Annotated in this window: 17 protein-coding genes and 1 pseudogene; 12 read left to right on the top strand and 6 right to left on the bottom strand. The window is 54.8% G+C overall.

Features of this window, described 5'->3' with window-relative positions:
* Positions 1–139 precede the first annotated feature (139 nt).
* The gene (locus tag RBR60_RS05810; protein ID WP_320354940.1) at positions 140–1,960 is read right to left on the bottom strand and encodes an acyl-CoA dehydrogenase; all 1,821 of its coding nucleotides are present in this window, start codon (positions 1,958–1,960) and stop codon (positions 140–142) included.
* A 446-nt stretch (positions 1,961–2,406) separates the two neighbouring features.
* Entirely contained in the window at positions 2,407–2,598 is a 192-nt protein-coding gene (locus RBR60_RS05805) for a twin-arginine translocase TatA/TatE family subunit (RefSeq protein WP_320354939.1), read from the bottom strand.
* Positions 2,599–2,944: 346 nt separating this feature from the next.
* On the opposite strand from RBR60_RS05805, the gene RBR60_RS05800 reads away from it, so the two are divergent.
* Positions 2,945–3,796 (top strand): MoxR family ATPase, encoded by an 852-nt coding sequence (locus tag RBR60_RS05800; RefSeq protein ID WP_320354938.1) that lies wholly within the window; start codon positions 2,945–2,947, stop codon positions 3,794–3,796.
* 85 nt (positions 3,797–3,881) lie between these two features.
* Complete coding sequence (locus tag RBR60_RS05795; RefSeq protein ID WP_320354937.1) at positions 3,882–5,075, top strand: hypothetical protein; 1,194 nt, start codon at positions 3,882–3,884, stop codon at positions 5,073–5,075.
* Here the strand turns inward: RBR60_RS05795 and RBR60_RS05790 are convergent.
* Positions 5,072–5,869, bottom strand: coding sequence for a TatD family hydrolase (locus RBR60_RS05790; RefSeq protein ID WP_320354936.1), 798 nt, complete (start codon positions 5,867–5,869; stop codon positions 5,072–5,074). The genes RBR60_RS05795 and RBR60_RS05790 overlap by 4 nt on opposite strands.
* Positions 5,870–6,089: 220 nt before the next feature.
* On the opposite strand from RBR60_RS05790, the gene RBR60_RS05785 reads away from it, so the two are divergent.
* From RBR60_RS05785 to RBR60_RS05775, 3 genes are read left to right on the top strand one after another with little or no spacing between them, the layout of a single operon-like run.
* A complete protein-coding gene (locus RBR60_RS05785; protein ID WP_320354935.1) occupies positions 6,090–6,947 on the top strand; it encodes a sulfide/dihydroorotate dehydrogenase-like FAD/NAD-binding protein in 858 nt (285 codons plus the stop codon).
* 18 nt (positions 6,948–6,965) lie between these two features.
* Complete coding sequence (gene gltA / locus RBR60_RS05780; RefSeq protein ID WP_320354934.1) at positions 6,966–8,369, top strand: NADPH-dependent glutamate synthase; 1,404 nt, start codon at positions 6,966–6,968, stop codon at positions 8,367–8,369.
* Positions 8,370–8,384: 15 nt separating this feature from the next.
* Positions 8,385–8,849: a methylated-DNA--[protein]-cysteine S-methyltransferase gene (locus RBR60_RS05775; RefSeq protein WP_320354933.1), complete on the top strand. Its 465-nt coding sequence runs from the start codon at positions 8,385–8,387 to the stop codon at positions 8,847–8,849.
* 75 nt (positions 8,850–8,924) lie between these two features.
* Here the strand turns inward: RBR60_RS05775 and RBR60_RS05770 are convergent, their stop codons facing one another.
* Complete coding sequence (locus RBR60_RS05770) at positions 8,925–10,376, bottom strand: sodium:proton antiporter (RefSeq protein WP_320354932.1); 1,452 nt, start codon at positions 10,374–10,376, stop codon at positions 8,925–8,927.
* A 459-nt stretch (positions 10,377–10,835) separates the two neighbouring features.
* On the opposite strand from RBR60_RS05770, the gene RBR60_RS05765 reads away from it, so the two are divergent.
* The 5 genes from RBR60_RS05765 (at position 10,836) to RBR60_RS05745 (ending at position 16,452) form a co-directional block, all read left to right on the top strand.
* Positions 10,836–12,389: an ABC transporter substrate-binding protein gene (locus tag RBR60_RS05765; protein ID WP_320354931.1), complete on the top strand. Its 1,554-nt coding sequence runs from the start codon at positions 10,836–10,838 to the stop codon at positions 12,387–12,389.
* 120 nt (positions 12,390–12,509) lie between these two features.
* The gene (locus RBR60_RS05760; RefSeq protein ID WP_320354930.1) at positions 12,510–13,484 is read left to right on the top strand and encodes an ABC transporter permease; all 975 of its coding nucleotides are present in this window, start codon (positions 12,510–12,512) and stop codon (positions 13,482–13,484) included.
* Positions 13,485–14,402, top strand: coding sequence for an ABC transporter permease (locus RBR60_RS05755; RefSeq protein ID WP_320354929.1), 918 nt, complete (start codon positions 13,485–13,487; stop codon positions 14,400–14,402).
* 6 nt (positions 14,403–14,408) lie between these two features.
* A complete protein-coding gene (locus tag RBR60_RS05750; protein ID WP_320354928.1) occupies positions 14,409–15,440 on the top strand; it encodes an ABC transporter ATP-binding protein in 1,032 nt (343 codons plus the stop codon).
* Positions 15,433–16,452, top strand: coding sequence for an oligopeptide/dipeptide ABC transporter ATP-binding protein (locus RBR60_RS05745; protein ID WP_320354927.1), 1,020 nt, complete (start codon positions 15,433–15,435; stop codon positions 16,450–16,452). Before RBR60_RS05750 ends, RBR60_RS05745 begins: the two co-directional genes overlap by 8 nt.
* 19 nt (positions 16,453–16,471) lie before the next feature.
* Here the strand turns inward: RBR60_RS05745 and RBR60_RS05740 are convergent, their stop codons facing one another.
* The gene (locus RBR60_RS05740; protein WP_320354926.1) at positions 16,472–17,512 is read right to left on the bottom strand and encodes a lipid A deacylase LpxR family protein; all 1,041 of its coding nucleotides are present in this window, start codon (positions 17,510–17,512) and stop codon (positions 16,472–16,474) included.
* A gap of 208 nt (positions 17,513–17,720) precedes the next feature.
* Here RBR60_RS05740 and RBR60_RS05735 point away from each other — a divergent pair, with 208 nt between their 5' ends.
* On the top strand, positions 17,721–18,974 hold the full coding sequence (locus RBR60_RS05735) for a hemolysin family protein (RefSeq protein ID WP_320354925.1): 1,254 nt from the start codon (positions 17,721–17,723) through the stop codon (positions 18,972–18,974).
* A gap of 209 nt (positions 18,975–19,183) precedes the next feature.
* A complete protein-coding gene (locus RBR60_RS05730; RefSeq protein ID WP_320354924.1) occupies positions 19,184–19,561 on the top strand; it encodes a hypothetical protein in 378 nt (125 codons plus the stop codon).
* Between the two features lie 68 nt (positions 19,562–19,629).
* Here RBR60_RS05730 and RBR60_RS05725 read toward each other — a convergent pair.
* Positions 19,630–19,904: pseudogene (locus RBR60_RS05725) on the bottom strand (hypothetical protein); the annotation flags it as partial.

Genomic DNA, 19,904 nt, shown 5'->3' with positions numbered 1-19,904 from the left:
TTAGATTTGAAAGAACGTAGAAGGGGGGGGATTTTCGCTCCCCCTTTTTTATTTCTTGGGGAAAAAATTAAGCATAAAAAGAGGGGAGGATCCGGATGGATCCTCCCCTCATGATTTTACCTTACGTGACTATGATGGATTACCCGACAAAGGCTTCTTCGGGGAATTCCATTACAGCAGCGGTCAGGTTCTTCACAGCGTCCATTTTGCCCATGGCGGTGGGAAGAAGCTGCTCGTAGAAGTATTTGGCCGTTGCGATCTGGCCATCATAGAAGGGCTTATCTTTTTTCTTGGCACCTTCAACGGCGGCCTTGGCTACAGCAGCACGCTCGGCCCATGCCCATGCCATAACCACGTCACCTGCAACTTCGCAGAAGGGGGTGGCGGAAGCAAAGGCGTCCAGGGCTTTTTCGCTCATGGCAGCGGCACCGATGGTCATGGCCACTTCACCAAGCTTGTTCAGGGCAGCCTGAAGGCTGTCAGCGATTTTTTCCAGGCCGTTTTCACGGGCCTTGGCAACGGTTTTGTTGATCTCGCCCATGAGATCCATGATGGGCTTGCCTTTGCGCATGCCGAGTTTGCGACCAAGAAGGTCCATGGCCTGAATGCCGTTGGTGCCTTCATAGATGGCCGTGATTTTGGCATCGCGGTAGTGCTGGGCCTGGGGATATTCTTCGATGAAGCCGTAACCGCCATAGACCTGAACGCCGGTGGAGGCCACTTCAACGGCCTTGTCCGTGCAGTAGGACTTGGCAATGGGGGTCAGGATTTCGATGAGACCTTCCCATTTGGTTTTTTCTTTTTCATCGGCCGTGGTATTGGCTTTGTCAAAGCAGCTGTTCAGGAAGTAAACCAGGAAGCGGCAGCCTTCCACATAGGCTTTCATGAACAGAAGCATGCGGCGTACGTCGGGGTGCTGGATGATGGGAACACCGGTCAGGTCGCCTTCAAGAACGGCCTTCAGGAGGTTGGGACCCTGGATGCGTTCCTTGGCATACTGGATGGCGTTGCAGTAGGAGGCGGTGGCAAAGCCAAGGCCCTGCATGGCCACACCCTGACGGGCTTCGTTCATCATGAGGAACATGTACTTCATGCCCTTGTTGGGTTCGCCGATGAGTTCGCCAATGCAGTTGCCCTTGGAGCCGAAGGCCAGGGTGCAGGTGGCGTTGCCATGGATGCCCATTTTTTCTTCGATGCCTACGGTTTCCACATCGTTGAATTCACCCAGGGATCCGTCGTCATTGACCCGGTACTTGGGAACAAGGAAGAGGGAGATCCCTTTGGTGCCTGCGGGTGCGCCTTCAATACGGGCCAGAACGGGATGTACCATGTTCTCGACCATGTCGGAGTCGCCACCGGAGATGAAGATTTTGCCGCCTTCAATCTTATAGGTGCCGTCACCCACGGGAGTGGCTTTGGTGACCAGAGCGCCTACGTCGGAACCGGCAACGGGCTCGGTGAGGCACATGGTGCCGCCCCATTTTCCGGTGAAGATGTTTTTCACATAGAGCTGCTTCTGCTTTTCGGTGCCGAAGGTGGCAAGGATGTTGCCGCAGCCGTGGGTCAGGCCGGGGTACATCATGAAGGCACAGTTGGCGGAGGTGAAGTATTCACCGGCAGCCATGGCCAGAAGGTGGGGCATGCCCTGACCGCCGAATTCGGGGTCGTCACACATGGCCAGCCACTGACCGTCGCAGAAGAGTTTGTAGGGCTTGTGGAATGAGGGGGGAACCTTTACCTGACCGTCGATGAGTTTTACGGCATCGGGATGACCGTTTTCTTTGTCTGCCATCTTGTTGGTGGGCAGGATTTCTTTGATGGCCAGGTTTCTGGCTTCGGTAACGATCATGTCGCAGGTCTTCTTGTTGAAGTCCGCATACTTCTCGAACTCGCTGAACTGGCTGACGTTGAATACTTCGTGCAGCAGGAAGTCCTGGTCTCTGCGTTCAATCAGTGGCATTTTCCATCTCTCCTTTTTGGTGGTTTGGTGATTTTTAAACCTGAACTTTGGGTGCAGACTGAAAATTGTGTGTTCCTGTTACCGTATGAGGAAACGCTGGGGACACAAAAAATCCAGCAATGCAGACACGACAGACGCCGTGGTAAAAACTATGGTTTTTGTGCGGGGTCAGGAAAAGCCCTTCAATCCGCCAGGTTGGGGATACGACCCCAGGTATCCGGTCCTTTGTGGTTTACCTGAATGTTTTTCAGCCTCTGCATATTCACTGAAAGTCTGATCCAATGATATGGTCAGGGTTTCGGGGTATTACAGGGGTTATTTATTTTACCCCCGACCATAAACTGAAGCGATGATCCTTTGCACGCATACTTTTAAATGCAACGGATGTCAATGGCCTATCCCCATGACTTTTGTGCTCACAGAAAAGTTGGGCGCCGCAGGGTTTTTTATGCTTCCGGATCTTTTTTGTTTTTTTCGTCTAGTTCGGGCTTTTGTGTTTCGCCAGTCTTGGAAGCCTGCTTGAAGTTCTGTATGGCTTTTCCGAGCCCGGAACCGATTTCGGGGAGTTTGGAGGCCCCGAAAACCACAAGGGCAATCACAAGGATGATAATCAGTTCCGGTATGCCGATGCCAAACATGACAGCTCCTCAAGTCTATGGTTTTTCAGCAGGAAATTTTATTTTATCAAGCACAGACCCTTATCACCAAGGTCGGCCCCATGTCAATTGTCAAAGTTGGGATGTGCAATGAGGATCAGAAGGAGAGGCTCCGATAAGAAGGGATTTTGGACGGAGATTTTTATTTTTTGGGGGCCGGAGGAGCAATGGGTGAGGTGTGCGGGCAGCGCATTCTGCCTGGGGAGCCCAAGGCCTTGGGAGGGAAAATCCAGTAAGAAGTGCAAGTAAGGCCTTGACGAATGGCGGGGCTTTGCCCATTGTAGATGCCGGATTTTTTTGAAACAAACGGTCTTTAAGGAGAAACACGATGAAAAAAATTTCCGGTGTGCAATTTACCGGTGCAAAGCGGTATGTACTTGACGATGAGCTGGCCAGTATTGTGAATATTTCCATGGCCCTGGAAATGCCCCTTCTGCTGAAAGGGGAACCTGGAACGGGTAAAACCATGTTGGCCCACGCCATTGCCGAGAGCTTGGGCATGCCGCTGACTATCCTCAATGTGAAGTCCAGCATGAAGCTCATCGAGGCCCTGTATCAATATGATACTCTGACCCGTCTTAACGACAGTCGTTTCGGGGATTCCAAACGGGATGTGAGCAATATCCGGGAATACATCCGCATGGGCAAGATCGGCCAGGCGTTCACGGCGGAAAGGCGTGTGGTGCTGCTCATTGATGAGATTGATAAGGCGGATACGGATTTTCAGGATGACATGCTGGATGTCCTGGACCAGATGCAGTTTGATATCATAGAGGTGGATGAAACGGTACGAGCAAACCACAGGCCTGTGATCATCATTACATCCAACGCTAAAAAGGACCTATCTGATCCCTTTCTCGGCCGCTGTAATTTCCATCACATCGCTTTTCCTGACCCGAAAATGATGCGGCGCATTATTGATGTGCATTTTCCCGCCATGGATACAAAGCTTGCGGAAAACGCCATAGAAACCTTTTATAAGCTGAGGGATGTGGATGGCATTGAGAAACGGCCTGCCACCCGAGAGCTGATCAACTGGATGCGGGCGCTGGATGCGGATCCGGATTTCAAGGCCGCAGATCTTGTGAAGGGGCAGGTTCCCTTTCTTGGGGTACTGTTTAAGAAAAGCCCGGACTATGAGCGGGTGACCCGTCTTGTGAACCGTCGGAAGGGACTCTGATTCCTGGGAGGATGGGTTCGTTCCGGAGGGGAGGTTTTTTTTCTTTCCGGAATGCATTGTCAACAGGCCCTGAAGGAAAACCTCTATGTTTGTAGCTTTTTTTTATCTTCTGAAAAATGTGGGAATCCCGGTGAGTCCCACGGCCTTCCTTACCCTGCATAAGGCCATGGGGATGGGGCTCATCCGATCCCTTGACGATTTTTACATGGCCTCCCGGAGCATCCTTGTGAAGAGTGAACGGCATTTTGATCTGTTTGATCAGGCCTTTGCCCATCATTTTGAGGGGGTGGAGCTTTCCGTGGAGGAGGGTTTTGAACTGGAGGCCATGGCGCGTGCTCTCCTTGATGAATGGCTGAAAGACCCCAAGGAGATCGCAAGGGCCCTGGGGCTGGATGAGGAAAAGATCGCCAGATTGTCTCCTGATGAGCTCATCGAATATTTCAAGGAGCGCCTTAAGGATCAGACGGAGCGCCATGACGGTGGCAACCGCTGGATCGGTACCGGAGGGACCTCGCCTGTGGGCCATTCCGGCTATCACCCCGAAGGCATGCGGGTGGGGGGCGTTTCCAGAAACAAGTCTGCGGTGAAGGTGGCTGGGGAGCGTCGCTACAAGGATTATTCCGCAAGCGGCCCCCTTACCCAGTCTCAGGTGGGGGAGGCTCTGAAACGGCTGCGGAACATGGCGCCCGTCGGTCCCAGGGACCAGGTGAATGTGGAGGCTACCCTGCGCCAGACCCTGAAAAACGCAGGGGAAATTGAGATCATGTTCGACCGCAGTCTGCGGGACAGGCTCAAGGTCATGCTGTTCATTGATAATGGCGGTTGGTCCATGGATCCTTACGTGGATGTGGTGCAGACCCTTTTTGATTATGCACGATCCCAGTTCAAGGAAGTGCGGACCTTTTTTTTCCACAACACCATCTATGACACCGTATGGGAAGACCCCCACAGATACAGAAAGCCTGTGCGTATCATGGATTTTGCCAGGAAAGACCCGGAAACCCGGCTGATTTTCGTAGGGGATGCCAGCATGGCTCCCTATGAGCTGATGGCCCGTAACGGAGCCATTCATATTCAGGATCGCAGTGGTCGGCCCAGCATTGAAAATCTGAAGTTTCTGGCGGAAACCTTTCCCCGCAGTGTGTGGCTGAATCCCGTACACCCCCGGATGTGGGGGTATACGGCCAGCATTAACCTGATCAGCCAGATTTTTCCCATGTATGCCCTTTCCCTGGATGGACTGGAAGAGGCGGTCACGGTTTTAATGCGTAAGAATTAGGGAATTTCTTCGGGACGAACCCGGAAGAGTTCGCAGGTGTTGTGGAAGACGATCTCGGCTAGCTCCTTTTCCGGAGTTTTCCGGATGGGAGCCAGGGTTTTCAGCACACTGGGCACAAAGGCAGGTTCGTTGCGCTTGTGGTGGTTGCGTTCCGGGGACGGAGTAAGGTAGGGCGCGTCCGTTTCAATGAGGATGCCGTCATCGGGCAGCATACGCACCATGCTCCGCAATTCCTCCCCCCTTTGTTTGTGGGTGAGAATGCCCGTGATGCCGATGTGAAGCCCCAGATCCAGATACCCCTTCATTTCCTCAAGGGTTCCGGAGAAGCAGTGTACCACACCGGAAAGCCCTGAGGGCGATATGCTGCGGAGCATATCGAGAAGTCTGCCCCGGGAGTCCCTTTCATGGAAAATGAGGGGAAGCTTCAGGGCTAGCGCCGCATCCACCTGGGCTTCCAGCCACTTTTCCTGCACATCCATGGGGGCATGCATGCGGTTGAAATCGAGACCGCACTCGCCCCAGGCCCTGACCTTTGTGCGGCGGGCCAGGGTGGTGAGGGCGCTGATGATGCTGCCGTTACAGCTTCCGCTGTCATGGGGATGGACCCCCACACTGGCAAAAAGGCCGGGGTGGGCTTCGCTCAGGGCAATGGCGGCCCTGGAACGTTCCAGGGTGATGCCCACAACCATCATGCAGCGTACGCCTGCATCCTGGGCCCGTGCAATGACCTCCTTCTGGTCTCGGCCATAGGCCCTTTCGTCTTCAATGTGGCAGTGGCTGTCAAAAAAACGCATGGCTTTTCCTTCTGTTGATCCTGTGGAATGACGCCTCCGATTTGCGGAGACCATGGCCCTTGTAGCACTGACTCCGCAGGAGGGCAAACGGTTCACGGAAAGTGCGGAAAAGGGCGCTGCTTATTAAACATGTGTTTAATTGTGGGGCCTGAAACTTGATTTCCGCAGCGCCTGTGTTTATGTAAGAGAGCTTTAAGAAAATATTCTTACAGGAGGAACCATGTTCAAGATCGTAAGGCGGGAAGAGCTTGTGGCATCTTCGGTGATTCTCCACGAGATCGAAGCTCCGAGGGTGGCGCGCAAGGCAAGGCCCGGTCAGTTTGTGATTTTAAAGGCTACGGAAACGGGGGAGCGCATTCCCCTGACCATGGCGGATACGGATCCTGAGGCAGGAACGGTAACGGTGATCTTCATGGTGGTGGGAAAATCCACAGCTCTTTTTGCCGGTCTGAAGGAAGGGGAGGGGTATGTGGATCTCATCGGCCCTCTGGGCCGTCCCACGGACATTGAAAAGGTGGGGCATGTGGTTTGCGTGGGCGGAGGCACGGGCATTGCCGTTCTGCATCCCATTGCCAGAGCCATGAAGGAGGCCGGAAACCGGGTGACCACCATTCTTGGTGCCCGGACAGCAGACTTCATGATCTTAAAGGATAAGATGGCCGGGCTTTCCGATGTCTTCATTGCCATGAGTGATGACGGGTCCACCGGAAAAAAAGGCTTTGTCACCGATGCCCTGAAGGGGATTCTTGGGGAAGACAGGCCGGATCTGGTGGTGGCTATCGGTCCTGTTCCCATGATGAAGGCGGTGAGCGAGATGACCCGGCCTGAAGCCATCCATACCCTGGTCAGCCTCAACCCCATCATGATTGATGGTACGGGCATGTGCGGGGGCTGCCGGGTGAGTGTGGGAGACAAGGTGAAGTTCGCTTGTGTGGATGGCCCGGAATTTGACGGGCATCGGGTGGATTTTGATGGCCTGGCCCAGCGTCTCAAGGCCTATAAAAAAGAGGAAGGCAGCGCCATGGAGGCCCATCACTGCCGCATGGATGCCCAGACAAAAACCCTGGAACAGGCCTGAAGAATCCGGAGGATCGGTATGCAGGAAGGAAAGAAGACAGCCAAAGACCGGCAGCCCATGCCGGAGCAGCCTGCGGGTGTGCGTCGGCATAATTTTCTGGAAGTGCCCCTGGGATACACGGAGGAAATGGCCATGGCCGAAGCCTCCCGCTGCATCCAGTGCAAAAATCCCCAGTGTGTTCAGGGCTGCCCTGTGGGGGTTCCCATTCCCCAGTTCATCAAGGCCATTGGCGAGGGCCGGTTTGCCGAAGGCATCCGCACCATCTGGGAAAAGAATGCCCTACCTGCGGTCTGTGGAAGGGTCTGCCCCCAGGAGAGCCAGTGTGAGGGGCTCTGTGTTCTTGGGAAAAAGGGCAGCCCCGTGGCCATCGGCAATCTGGAGCGTTTTCTGGCGGATTGGGAGCGGGCAAAGGGCGACGGCTCTTTGCCGGAAAAAAAGGCGGCCACGGGCAAGCGGGTGGCGGTTGTGGGCAGCGGGCCTGCGGGTCTCACCGTGGCGGGGGATCTGGTTCTGAAAGGCCACGACGTGACCCTTTTTGAAGCCTTTCATAAGCCAGGTGGGGTTTTGATCTACGGGATTCCCGAATTCCGTTTGCCCAAGGCCATTGTGGAGGCGGAGGTGAAAACCCTGGAAAGTCTCGGGGTGAAGATCGCCTGCAACACGGTGGTGGGCCGGGCCGTGGATGTGAGTGAGCTCTTTGCAGAGGGGTTTGATGCGGTCTTTGTGGGTGTGGGCGCAGGCCTTCCCCGGTTCATGAATATTCCCGGAGAAAATCTGATCGGGGTGTATTCGGCCAATGAATACCTGACCCGGGCCAATCTGATGAAGGCCTATGATCCCGCCTATGACACCCCCATGGCCACAGGTCGGAATGTGGTGGTGGTGGGCGGCGGCAATGTGGCCATGGATGCGGCCCGTACGGCGTTGCGCATGGGTGCGGAATCCGTGAAAATCGTGTACCGCAGATCCCGGGAAGAGATGCCCGCCCGTCTGGAAGAATCCCACCATGCGGAGGAGGAGGGTGTGGAATTTTTCCTCCTTTCCAATCCCCTGCGTTTTGACGGGGATGGGGAGGGCCGTCTGACCACCGTCACCTGTGAACGCATGACCCTTGGGGAGCCGGATGCTTCGGGCAGGCGCAGGCCTGTGCCCATGGAAGGCGGGGATTTTACCATGGACTGTGATCTGGCCATCATTGCCGTGGGATCGGGTGCCAACCCCCTTCTCACCAGCTCGGAGCCGGATATTCGCCTCAACCGCTGGGGGAACATTGATGCGGATCCGGAAAACGGCAAAACCACCATGCGGGGGGTCTGGGCCGGCGGTGATATTGTGACCGGAGCGGCTACGGTGATCCTTGCCATGGGTGCTGGCCGGAAAGCCGCTGACAGCATGCATGATTATCTGATGCGGGGCTGGTAAGGCATGGAGGGCGATGTGTTGCAGGGCGTCTGCCTGAACACGGCCCTTGGCGGTCTGCGTCTGCTGTGTGACGAAAGGGGGCTGCGCTTTCTGCTTTTTGAAGGGGAAGCGGGGCCCTTTTTTGTGCCAAGCGAAGGCCATGGGCTGCTGCGTGAGGCGGGGGATCAAATTCGGGCTTTTCTGGATGGAAGGCTGCGTTGTTTTGATCTTCCTCTGGCGCCGGATGGGACGGTGTTTCAGCGGCGGGTCTGGAGTGTGCTTCAGGCCATTCCCTATGGAGAAACCCGTTCCTATGGCGAGGTGGCCCTCGCGCTGGGCCAGTCGGGAGCGGCAAGGGCTGTGGGGCGGGCCAACGGGAAGAATCCTCTGCCTGTTTTCATTCCCTGCCATAGGGTGATTCTTGCGGGCGGCGGTTTGGGCGGATACAGCAGCGGATTGGCGAGGAAGCGTTTGCTGCTGGATCTGGAGGCCGGAAGATAGGCGTCTTGGGTATTTTTGGGAAAAAAGCCCGGCGGGAGACAGGGGAAAGCCCCGTGTCGTTCCGCCGGGCTTTTTTTAGAAGAAGATCAGGGAAATCAGTACAAAGCAGGGAACAAGAATACCGATGGACCAGGCCATATAGCCGAAGAAGCTGGGCATTTTTACGCCCTGATCTTCGGCGATGGAGCGTACCATGAAGTTGGGGGCGTTGCCGATGTAGGTGTTGGCTCCCATGAAGACCGCGCCTGCAGAGATGGCGAGGAGGGTGTCGGCCATGTCTGTCATCAGGTGGGCCGCGTCGCCGCCTGCGGTATTGAAGAAGACCAGGTAGGTCGGTGCATTGTCCAGGAAGGAGGAAAGTACGCCGGTGAGCCAGAAGTACATCAGATTGACGGGCTCCCCGTTGTGGGAAACGAGGTTGATGACACTGGCGAGTGCGCCTTTTTCACCCGCTTTGAGAATGGCGATGGCGGGGATCATGGAGATGAAGATGCCGAAAAAGAGTTTGCCGACTTCAAGAATGGGAAACCAGTTGAAATCGTTTTTTTTGCGGCTTTCCGGATGGGTAAGCTTGAGGGAGAGGCCGGCGATGACGAGAAGGAGGACGTCCCGTGCGATGTTCTGCAGCTCAATGGGGACATGGTAGAGGGTGACGGAGATATGGGGGTTCCACATGCCGGAAAGGAGGACGGAGCCCACTACGCCGAGAAGGAGCAGCAGATTGACCGTGCCTTCGATGCCGAATTTTTCTCCCTTGCCCGCGGCCTCGCCCTTGGGCATGGGTTTGCCTTCTTTGGCGAAGAGAACGGAATCGAGGATGAAAAAAAGGGTGAGAAGAATTGCGGAAAGGATGACCATGGGGAGGAACATGTGGATGGTCGTCCAGAAGAAGGACACGCCTTTGAGGAAGCCGAGGAAGAGCGGGGGGTCTCCCAGGGGGGTGAGGGAGCCGCCGATATTGGCCACAAGGAAGATGAAAAAGACCACGGAGTGCACCTTGAAACGACGATGGGCGTTGGCGCGCAGCAGGGGACGTATGAGCAGCATGGCGGCGCCCGTGGTTCCCATCCAGCTGGCCAGAAGTGTGCCGACGAGAAGAATGGTGGTGTTGAGCAGGGGCGTGCCGACGAGGCTGCCCTTCAGGCGGACGCCGCCTGCCACGGTGAACAGGGAAAAAAGCAGAATGATGAAGGGGATGTATTCAAGAAAGAGGGTGTGCACCGTTTCGTAAAGCGCCAGGGAAAAGCCGAACTGGATGGTGAAGGGGATGAGAAAGGCCAGGGCCCAGAGCAGGGAGATTTTGCCGAAATGATGATGCCAGAAATGGGGCATGGTGAGGGGAAAAATGGCGATGGACAGAAGCATGCAGGCAAAGGGAATGACCCAGATGCCGGACAGCAGGGCGCCATCGAGATGGGGGCCGCCATGGTGTCCGGCATCGGCGGCGAAGGCCAGTACGGGCAAAAAAAGGGCTGTCAGCACGGTGGCGAGGACAGCCGGAAATTTGGGGGAACGCCAGTTGAGCATGATTGGTCTCCTGTTATAAGTCTATGTGATTGAGCTTTTTTGCAAGCTCAATGATCTGCCGGACCCTGGAGGTCTTTGTTTGTTTCTTTGGGAGAACATTGCCCGTGGATTCTTTTTGAAAAGAAATGAAACCATAAAGGCGAAATCCCAGGTCTTTTGCTCTCCAAAAGAGGGTGAAAAAAACTAGCCCAAGGTTGTAAGGAATTCAACACTTTTTTGGAAAGAGCCCGCCTCCCGTGGGCCTGGTGCAAAAGCCTGCGGGAGGCAGTGCTTTTTTGTCTAAAAATGTTTCGAATGGTCCGGTTCGGGGCGGAAAGACCGGATCCGGCTGGATGGCGGAAAGCGCTCATCTCTCCTTGACCGAATTTTTATGAAAGGGTATAGGTGAAAATCCGTAATGAAATGCGGGGGATTCTGATGGGGTCCCCCTGGTTTGACACCTAAAAGTCCGGAGGTACCATGAAGAAGAGATGGCTTGTTCTTGCTGCAGCACTGCTGTTTTCCTGTATTGCGGGCCCTGTCCTGGCCAAGGAGATCAAACTGGCCTTTGACTCGGATCCGGTTTCCCTTGATCCCCATGTCCAGCTTTCCGGGGGCATGCTGCAATACTCCCATATGGTGTTCGATCCTCTGGTCCGCTGGACCCAGGACATGAAGTATGAACCCCGTCTTGCGGAAAAATGGGAGCGTATTGACGAGCTGACCATGCGTTTTCATCTGCGCAAGGATGTGACCTTCCATTCCGGCAATCCCTTCACCGCCAAGGATGTGCAGTGGACCCTGGCCCGTCTCAAGGAAAGCCAGGATTTCAAAGGTCTTTTTGAAACCTTTGTGGAAGCCCGTCCTGTGGACGCCCACACCGTGGACATCATTACCAGCAAGCCCTATGGTCTTGTGCTGAGCATGGCCACGTATATTTTTCCCATGGACAGTGCCTTTTACTCCGGCCTTGACGAAAGCGGCCAGCCCAAGGGCGCCATCGTGAAGACGGGACCCAGCTTCGCCAACGCCAATGAATCCGGAACCGGCCCCTTCCGGGTGACCTTCCGTCAGCATGGGGTGCGTACGGTATTTGAAAGGTTTCCCGGATACTGGGACAAGACTTCGCCCGGCAATGTCACCAAAATGGTGCTGACTCCGATCAAAAACGATGCTACCCGTGTGGCCGCGCTGCTGTCCGGTGACGTGGATTTCATTGTGCCGGTTCCTCCCCAGGATCAGGACCGCATTGATCAGCATCCGGATGTGAAGCTGGTCACCATGTCCGGTACCCGCATCATTACCCTCCAGATGAACCAGAAGCGTCGTCCCGAGTTTCAGGATGTGCGGGTGCGTCAGGCCATTGTTTACGCCGTGAACAACGCAGGCATCGTGGACAAGATCATGTGGGGCAGGGCGACGGTCGCGGCGCAGCAGAGCCCCAAAGGGTACTCCGGCTATAACGAGAACCTGAAACCCCGCTATGATCTGGAAAAAGCCCGGAGGCTGATGAAGGAAGCGGGTTATGAAAAAGGGTTCGAGGTATCCATGATCTCGCCCAACGACCGCTACGTGAACGATGCCCGTATCGCTGAAGCCGTGGTTTCCATGCTTTCCCGCATCAATATCAAGGTGAATCTCAAGACCATGCCCAAGGCCCAGTACTGGGACGCCTTTGACGCCCAGGTGGCGGATATCCAGCTCATCGGCTGGCATTCGGACACGGAGGATTCCGGAAACTTCACCGAATATCTGGCCATGTGCCCCAGCAAAGAGACGGGCTACGGACAGTACAACTCCGGCAACTACTGCAACCCCAAGGTGGACGCCCTCACCCTGGCCTGTCAGACGGAGACGGATCTTGAAAAGCGTAACGCCATGCTGCGGGAGATCGAGCAGATCCTTTATGACGACGCCGCCTTTGTTCCCCTGCACTGGCAGGATTTGTCCTGGGCATCGAGGAAGAACCTTGAAACGGAAAAAATCGTCAACGTCATGGATTTCCCCTACTTCGGAGATCTTGTCGTGAAGTAAGGGCTGTCCTGCAACGGCGCCTGGAAGACGGAACGATACCACAGGGGGCCCTGGGCCCCCTGTGGTAAAAATTTGTTTTTTACGGGCGGGTTCATCAACTTCAATCCCTTCGGGTTTCTTATGTTTGCATTCATTATACGCCGGATCACCCAGGCGGCTTTCGTTATGCTGGTGATCAGCTTTTTGGGTTTTTCCATACGCCAGCAGATCGGAGATCCTGTGCGGGATCTGGTGGGGGTCAGTGTCTCGGCTGCGGAGCGGGAGGCCCTCAGGGACCAGCTGGGATTGAACGATCCCTTTTTTGTGCAGTATGTTCGTTTTTTAAAGGGGGTTCTGCAGGGGGATCTGGGGCATTCTTTTTTCTTTAAAAAACCGGCTTTGGACGTGATCCTTGCAAAAATGCCAGCGACCCTGGAACTGGTTTTCTGCGCGGGGCTGATCATTGTGGTATTTTCCATTCCTTTGGGGATGTATGCAGCCATCCGGCCGAAAAGCTTTTTTTCGCGGCTGATCATGGGTGGCAGCATTGTGGGCGTATCCATTCCGGTTTTTCTTACGGCCATTTTACTGATTTATGTGTTCGCCGTTCTCCTGGGCTGGTTGCCTTCCTATGGTCGCGGGGATCTGGTGTCCATAGGCGGCTGGCAGACGGGTATGCTCACCGTTGATGGCTGGCTTCATCTGATTCTGCCCTCCATTGCCCTTTCTTCCATCATGCTGCCGCTTTTTATCCGTCTCATTCGTTCGGAAATGATGGAGGTGCTGGAGTCTGAATATGTGAAGTTCGCCCACGCCAAAGGGCTTTCTCCCTTTCGGGTCTGGTTCGTTCATGGGTTCAGAAACACTCTGCTTCCTGTGATCACCGTGGGAGGGGTACAGATCGGGACCATGATTGCCTTCACCATACTCACGGAAACGGTTTTTCAGTGGCATGGCATGGGCTTTATGTTTCTGGAGGCCGTTCAGCGGGCCGATACCTCCCTTCTTGTGGCCTATCTCATGGTGGTGGGATTTCTCTTTGTGGTGGTGAACACCCTTGTGGATATCCTCTATGGCATCGTCAACCCCAAGGTTCGTATTTCAGGCAGGAAATAGATGATACACTGGCAACGATTCAAAGAATCCTACCTTTTTTACAGCTTCAGAAAAGACCGGGTAGCCCTCACAAGCTTCGGTATTTTTGTGATTTTGATGATCATGGCTTTTTCTGCGCCCTGGCTGGCTCCCCATAATCCCTATGACACGACCACCATTGATATCATGGATTCCAACCTGCCTCCGGCCTGGATGGAGGAGGGGGAAGCCCGTTTTCTGATGGGGACGGATATTCAGGGCAGGGATCTTTTGTCCACCATGATGTACGGCATGCGGGTGTCCCTTCTGATCGGTATCGGCGCTGTGCTGCTTCAGGCTGTTCTGGGGATTTTCATCGGTCTTGTTTCGGGATACGCAGGGGGAAAGGTGGATGCCTTTCTCATGCGCCTTGCCGATGTGCAGCTTTCCTTTTCCACCCTCATGGTGGCCATTTTCATTTCTGCCATTTTTCAGGCCGCCTTTGGCGTGGGGCGCTACGAGCAGCTTGCCGTGCCCATTCTCATTCTTGTCATCGGCCTTGCGGAGTGGCCCCAGTACGCAAGGACTGTGCGCGCTTCCGTTCTGGGTGAAAAGGGTAAGGAATACGTGGAAGCCGCACGGGTGATCGGTCTGCCTTCGGGTCGGATCATGTTCCGTCATATTCTGCCCAACACCCTTTCCCCTGTGCTGGTGATTTCCACGGTGCAGGTGGCCAATGCGGTGATGAGTGAGGCGGCTCTCTCCTTTCTTGGCCTGGGCATGCCCGTGACCCGGCCCTCTTTGGGCTCGCTGATCAATTCCGGTTTTGAGTATATTTTTTCCGGATCCTGGTGGATCACCCTTTTTCCCGGAATGCTGCTTGTGCTGGTGGTGCTGGTGATCAATCTTCTGGGCGACTGGCTGCGGGATGTGCTCAACCCCAAGCTTTATAAGGGATGATTTTCGATGGAACATCTGCTTGAAGTCAGGGATCTTGAGGTGCGCTTTGCTCTGCGCTCCGGAGATTTCACCGCCATAGACAAAATACGCTTTAGCCTGGACCGGGGCGAGCGCATGGGGCTTGTGGGCGAATCCGGTGCGGGAAAGTCCGTGACGGGCTTTTCCATCTTAAACCTCATCAGTAAGCCTGGGTATATCGCCGGAGGCCAGATTTTTTTCCGGGGCCGGGATCTTGCAGGACTCTCTGTTGCGGAAATGCGTTCGGTGCGGGGCAACCGCATCAGCATGATTTTCCAGGATCCCATGATGACTCTGAATCCGGTGATGACCATCGGGGATCAGATGGTCGAAACCCTCATGGCCCATCGCAAGATTTCCAGGGCTTCGGCGGAAGCCCTTTCCGTGGAAAAGCTCAAAGCCGTCCACATTCCTTCTCCGGAAACCCGGCTGCGCCAGTATCCCCATGAGTTTTCAGGCGGCATGCGCCAGCGCATTGTCATTGCCATTGCCCTTCTCACGGATCCGGATCTCATCATTGCCGATGAGCCCACCACAGCCCTGGATGTGACCATACAGGCGGAGATCATGGATCTTCTGCTGGAGCTGTGCACACTGCAGAAGATGGCCATGATCCTCATCACCCATGATCTTGGCGTGGTCAGCCAGGTGACGGAGAAGATCGCTGTCATGTATGCGGGCCGTATTGTGGAAATGGGTTCTACGGAAAACATCGTGGCCAATCCCCAGCATCCTTACACAAAGGGCCTGATCCGGGCCCTTCCCGGAAGCCGTGAGGCCGGTGTGCGTCTCTACCAGATTCCCGGAAGTATGCCCAACCTCTCTTCCATTCCCGAGGGTTGTGCCTTTAACCCCCGGTGCGAGATGGCTCTTGATCTCTGCCGACATGAGACGCCGGAGCTGAGGCAGCGGGGGGCTTTTCAGCGGCAGGTGGCCTGTCATCGTGTGGGAGAGATTCCGGAAAAAAAGAGTGAGCCGTGCTTTCCGGCCGGGCATGGGGAAGGAAATGAGAATGGGTAAAAATCTTGCGCTTCTCACCCTGAACAAGGTGGTGAAGCATTTTGATATTTCAGGGGGCTTTTTAGATCAATTGCGGTTTCAGGGGCTTCGTCCCCGCCTTGAGAAAACGCGGGTCCATGCCTTAAATGATGTGAGCCTCACCCTTGAAAAGGGGGAAACCTTAAGTGTGGTGGGGGAATCCGGATGTGGCAAATCCACTCTGGCGCGTACGGTGATGGGGCTGTATCGCCCGGATTCCGGTGAAATCTACTATGGAAAAGACCGCATTGATCACCTGGACAGTGGTGAAATGCTGGTACACAGGCGCAAAATGCAGATGATTTTCCAGGATCCCTATGCGTCTTTGAATCCCCGCATGACCGTAAGGCAGACTCTGGAAGAACCTTTACGTTTTCATCATCCGTCCATATCCGAAGGGGAGGTGCAGGATCGGGTGGCCCTGGTGATGGAGCAGGTGGGGGTGAACCCTCGCTGGGGTGAGCGCTACCCCCATGAATTTTCCGGAGGCCAGCGGCAGCGGGTGTCCATTGCAAGGGCTTTGATGGTGGATCCGGAGTTCATTGTGGCCGATGAGCCCATATCCGCCTTGGATGTATCCATTCAGGCCCAGATTCTGAATCTGCTCATGGAAGCCCAGGAAATGCGGGGGCTGACCTATATGATGATCACCCATGATCTTTCCGTGGTGGCCCACATTTCAACCCGTGTGGCGGTGATGTACCTCGGCACCCTCTGTGAGCTGGCCTCTGCGGCCAATCTCTTTGAAACGGCGCGTCATCCTTATACCCGGGCTCTTTTATCGGCCATTCCGAGACTGGGACAGAAAAAGCCTGCGCATATCAAGCTTAAGGGAGAGGTGCCTACCCCCATCCATCTGCCTTCAGGATGCGTTTTCCATGGCCGCTGTCTTTATGCCAATGAGCGCTGCCGCAGGGAGGTTCCCCAGCTGCTTGCGGGGGGCTCTGGCGTGTTTGTGGCCTGCCACGGCGTGGAGGAGGGCAGGATTTCCTGATGCGAGGCAATGCCTGAGGTTACCAGGTGTAAGAGATGTTGATGGCCCCGTAGCTCTGGGGGTCCTTTTGGGCTTTGTATTCCCGTGTTCTGTGGATACGGGCGTAGATGATTTTAAAACGGTGGACAATGAGGCCCAGTCCCCAGGAGAAATCCCCAGCCCAGGGATCCCTGGCGACGCTGGGGCTGTCTGCGAAGGTGTTGCCGTCCAGAAGGAGATTGCGGAGGACAAGGGATCCGGATGCGCCCACAAAGGCATGGATCCCCATGCGCTGCAAGGGGGGTTTCAGTCTGGGATCCTCCGTGTCTACGGGCAGATGGGTTTCCGTCACAGGCCGGATGTGTCCGTTCCCGAAATCCTTGGGCAGATGCCAGCCAAAGCGGAGTTCCGCTCCGCATCCCGTATAGGTGAAGGCATTGCCAATACCCCATTCCACTCTGGGAATCAGATCCACTCCCAGTCCATGCCGGTTTTCCCCTGAGGCGAGAAGCCATTTGCGGTTGTAAAAAAGCTGAACCACAGGCTCGTTTTTCAGCTGATGCTTCCACCCCTTGGGCTGGTCCCAGCCCTGCCATTCATGGATAAGGCGCTGGGTGTCTTCGGCCATGGAATATTTTCCCACAAGACCCAGCCCGATTTCCCAGGAACTTAAGCGCCATGCGCTTCGTTTCATCAGAGCGAACCCCAGATAGCTGAGGCCCGCGTAGGGCCTTTCATCCGGTGTGTAGGCCTCGTTCAGGGTGTCTTGGGGGGTGTAGATGTTCTGACCGAAACTTAAGGCAAAAAGACGGTCGTCCGTGCCTTCCCCCACAAGGGGGATGCGGTCGATGAGGGCATGCACTTTTTCGGTCAGTGCCGGAGAGGCGAAGGGCACCTGAGCGGAGGCATAGCTGAAGCGGATGCCGTTGGTATAGTCCCGGTCTGTGCCGAAAATCGTATCATTTTCAAAATAGGCGGATACGGTTGTGGGGGAGGTTGGGGCAGACGCATCTGCGGATCTGGCGGAGCAGAGGGGGGTAACCAGAAAAACGATTGCAAGAAAAGGTATTTTTTTCAGCATAATAGCTTCCGAGGCTTGGGTTTTTCAGGATGCAAATCCAAAAAATATCAGGAAGCCTGAGTAAGCGCAATGGAAAGGTGCTTGCAGAATCTGAGGGCAGGAATTATTATTCCACACATGCGTCCTCACACATTTGGACTTGCAGGACACGAAAAAAATTTATCCGAAAGGAGGCTGTGGTTCCTGCCCTGCCAAAGGAGCCCGATTCATGTTGTCCCTTACCATCCTTTTACTTGTTTTTCTGATGCTTTCCGGTTTTTTTTCCAGTTCGGAAACAGCTCTCTTTTCCATTTCCCGCGCCCGCGCCCACCATATGGCCAAAGAAGGCGGACGGGCGGATCAGCTCATTTTGCGGATGAAGGAAAAGCCCCACCGGCTTCTGGCCAGCATTCTAATTGGCAATAATATGGTAAATATCGGGGCGTCCGCCATTGCCACAGCCCTGGCCATCCAGCAGTTTGAAAGCCACGCCATTGGCATTGTCACAGGGATCATGACCATTCTGATCCTGATTTTCGGGGAAATTCTGCCCAAATCCCTGGCGACCCGGAACAATCTTTTCATTGCCCGCATGGTGATTTTTCCCATTCACTGGTTTTCCATTCTCTGCTTTCCCCTGATCTGGCTTCTGGATTTCATTCCCCTTCTCACGGGACGTCTGGAGCGTCTGCCCACCGTCACAGAAGAAGAACTCCTCTCCATTGTGGAGGTGGGGCAAAAGGAGGGAGAGATCAAGGAAGAGGAGAAGGATCTGATTCGTAATATCTTCGAATTTGATGATATTTCAGCAGATGAGATCATGACGCCGAGAAGGGATATGTTCGTGGTGGATCTGGAGGAAAAGGTGGATTTGAACCAGATTCTTGCCTCGGGTTTTTCCCGTATTCCTCTCATTGATGGAAATCTGGATGAGGTGGTGGGGGTGATGCATGTGGGGGATATCTTCCGTTTTCAGACCACCCACGGCCGTCTGCCGGATTTTCGGGAGGTCATGCGAAAACCCTATTTCATACCCGAATCCAAAAAAATTGACACCCTCCTTGCCCAGTTCAAGATACGCAAGCAGCACATGGCCATTGTGGTGGATGAGTATGGCGGAGTCTGCGGCCTTGTGACCCTTGAAGATGTGATTGAGGAGATTGTGGGGGAAATTTCCGATGAATCCGACAAGGATGAGGATCTTGTGAAGGAGGTGGCTGCCGGAGAATGGGTGGTGCTGGGCAAGATTGCGGTGGAGGATGCCAACCGGGTATTCCCGGAAGCCCTGCCGGAATCTCCGGACTATGATACCCTCTCTGGATTTCTCCTCCACCATATCGGCCGCATTCCCATGGAGAATCAGACCTTTGTCATCGCGTCTTATGTGATTACGGTTCTTACCATGGACGGCAACCGCATCCTGCGCCTGCGGGTCAAGTATGCGCCTCCGGGGCTGAGTGAGGTGGAGGTTCGGAAAGACTGACTGGCCGGAGGGGGGTGTCCTGCACAAAAGATCCCGAAGGCCGCATAGGGCCGGAAGCCTGCCCTGTCACGCTTGGCTTGTTGTTCATACGCCTGAAACAAATTCTTTCAAAATGAACCTTGTTTTGTGCGATGCAATAGGGTAAGAAAAAAGGCGTGGGAGTTCTTTAGATTCCCTATCCTTTTTCAACCACGACATGCGGTGTTGCCATGTTTTCCATTCGAGCGGATGTAGAAAAAAATCGGTTGTACATTACCATCGGTATTCTGGAGTCCCACGGAGAAATTCTGAATCTTCTTACGGAGATTGAGGATATCCTGCCTCAACTTTCGCCGGGTTTTACCTGTGTGACAGATCTGCGGCAGTATCGGCGTGTGGGCGACTCCGGAGAAGAAGTGATCCTCCAGGTACAGCGCTGTCTGAAAAGGGCGGGTATTGTCCGGGCCATCCGGATTGAGCGGCGTCAGGCCCTTCCGGAGCATGTGCAGTTTGAAACAGGAAGCCTTGAGGCAGGCTACCCCACGGATCTTGTGCGCAGTCCCGAGGAAGCGGAAAACCTGCTGGCAGCCCTGGAAGAACAGGCCTGAGCATAAAAAAGATGGTTTCTCCAGGAGATTTCCCCTGATTCCGGATCCAGCCTTGTTCCTGTGGCGTGTCAGAGAAGAAGCCCGGAGAAAAGATGCATGGCAAGGCCACCGTGGCGAAAGGCCCGGATCCGGAGACCTTTCGGAGGAGAAAAAGCGGTGTTCTGGGGCAGTATGATTCCAGCCTTCCATCCTCGCCACTTTGCCGAAAGCTGTGGGCCCAGGTTTTTTGCCAGGGCTTCGGCTTCGTTTTTTTTCTGCATGCGCAGACCATAAGGTGGATTGAGTACGATGAGGCCAGGTGGGCCCAGAGGAGGGGTGAGGGAGAAAAAGTCAGCGGTTTGTA

Source organism: Desulfobotulus sp., from assembly GCF_034006065.1.
Classification (GTDB): domain Bacteria; phylum Desulfobacterota; class Desulfobacteria; order Desulfobacterales; family ASO4-4; genus Desulfobotulus.
Note: the sequence above shows the minus strand (reverse complement) of the source record. Positions and strands in the feature narration are given on the sequence as shown.

Coding starts and splice junctions, on each gene's coding strand:
- RBR60_RS05735 (WP_320354925.1), top strand. CDS start 17,721: ATGTTGTCCCTTACCATCCTTTTACTTGTTTTTCTGATGCTTTCCGGT.
- RBR60_RS05755 (WP_320354929.1), top strand. CDS start 13,485: ATGATACACTGGCAACGATTCAAAGAATCCTACCTTTTTTACAGCTTC.
- RBR60_RS05760 (WP_320354930.1), top strand. CDS start 12,510: ATGTTTGCATTCATTATACGCCGGATCACCCAGGCGGCTTTCGTTATG.
- RBR60_RS05745 (WP_320354927.1), top strand. CDS start 15,433: ATGGGTAAAAATCTTGCGCTTCTCACCCTGAACAAGGTGGTGAAGCAT.
- RBR60_RS05810 (WP_320354940.1), bottom strand. CDS start 1,960: ATGCCACTGATTGAACGCAGAGACCAGGACTTCCTGCTGCACGAAGTA.
- RBR60_RS05800 (WP_320354938.1), top strand. CDS start 2,945: ATGAAAAAAATTTCCGGTGTGCAATTTACCGGTGCAAAGCGGTATGTA.
- RBR60_RS05790 (WP_320354936.1), bottom strand. CDS start 5,869: ATGCGTTTTTTTGACAGCCACTGCCACATTGAAGACGAAAGGGCCTAT.
- RBR60_RS05750 (WP_320354928.1), top strand. CDS start 14,409: ATGGAACATCTGCTTGAAGTCAGGGATCTTGAGGTGCGCTTTGCTCTG.
- RBR60_RS05740 (WP_320354926.1), bottom strand. CDS start 17,512: ATGCTGAAAAAAATACCTTTTCTTGCAATCGTTTTTCTGGTTACCCCC.
- RBR60_RS05730 (WP_320354924.1), top strand. CDS start 19,184: ATGTTTTCCATTCGAGCGGATGTAGAAAAAAATCGGTTGTACATTACC.
- RBR60_RS05765 (WP_320354931.1), top strand. CDS start 10,836: ATGAAGAAGAGATGGCTTGTTCTTGCTGCAGCACTGCTGTTTTCCTGT.
- RBR60_RS05805 (WP_320354939.1), bottom strand. CDS start 2,598: ATGTTTGGCATCGGCATACCGGAACTGATTATCATCCTTGTGATTGCC.
- RBR60_RS05795 (WP_320354937.1), top strand. CDS start 3,882: ATGTTTGTAGCTTTTTTTTATCTTCTGAAAAATGTGGGAATCCCGGTG.
- RBR60_RS05785 (WP_320354935.1), top strand. CDS start 6,090: ATGTTCAAGATCGTAAGGCGGGAAGAGCTTGTGGCATCTTCGGTGATT.
- RBR60_RS05770 (WP_320354932.1), bottom strand. CDS start 10,376: ATGCTCAACTGGCGTTCCCCCAAATTTCCGGCTGTCCTCGCCACCGTG.
- gltA (WP_320354934.1), top strand. CDS start 6,966: ATGCAGGAAGGAAAGAAGACAGCCAAAGACCGGCAGCCCATGCCGGAG.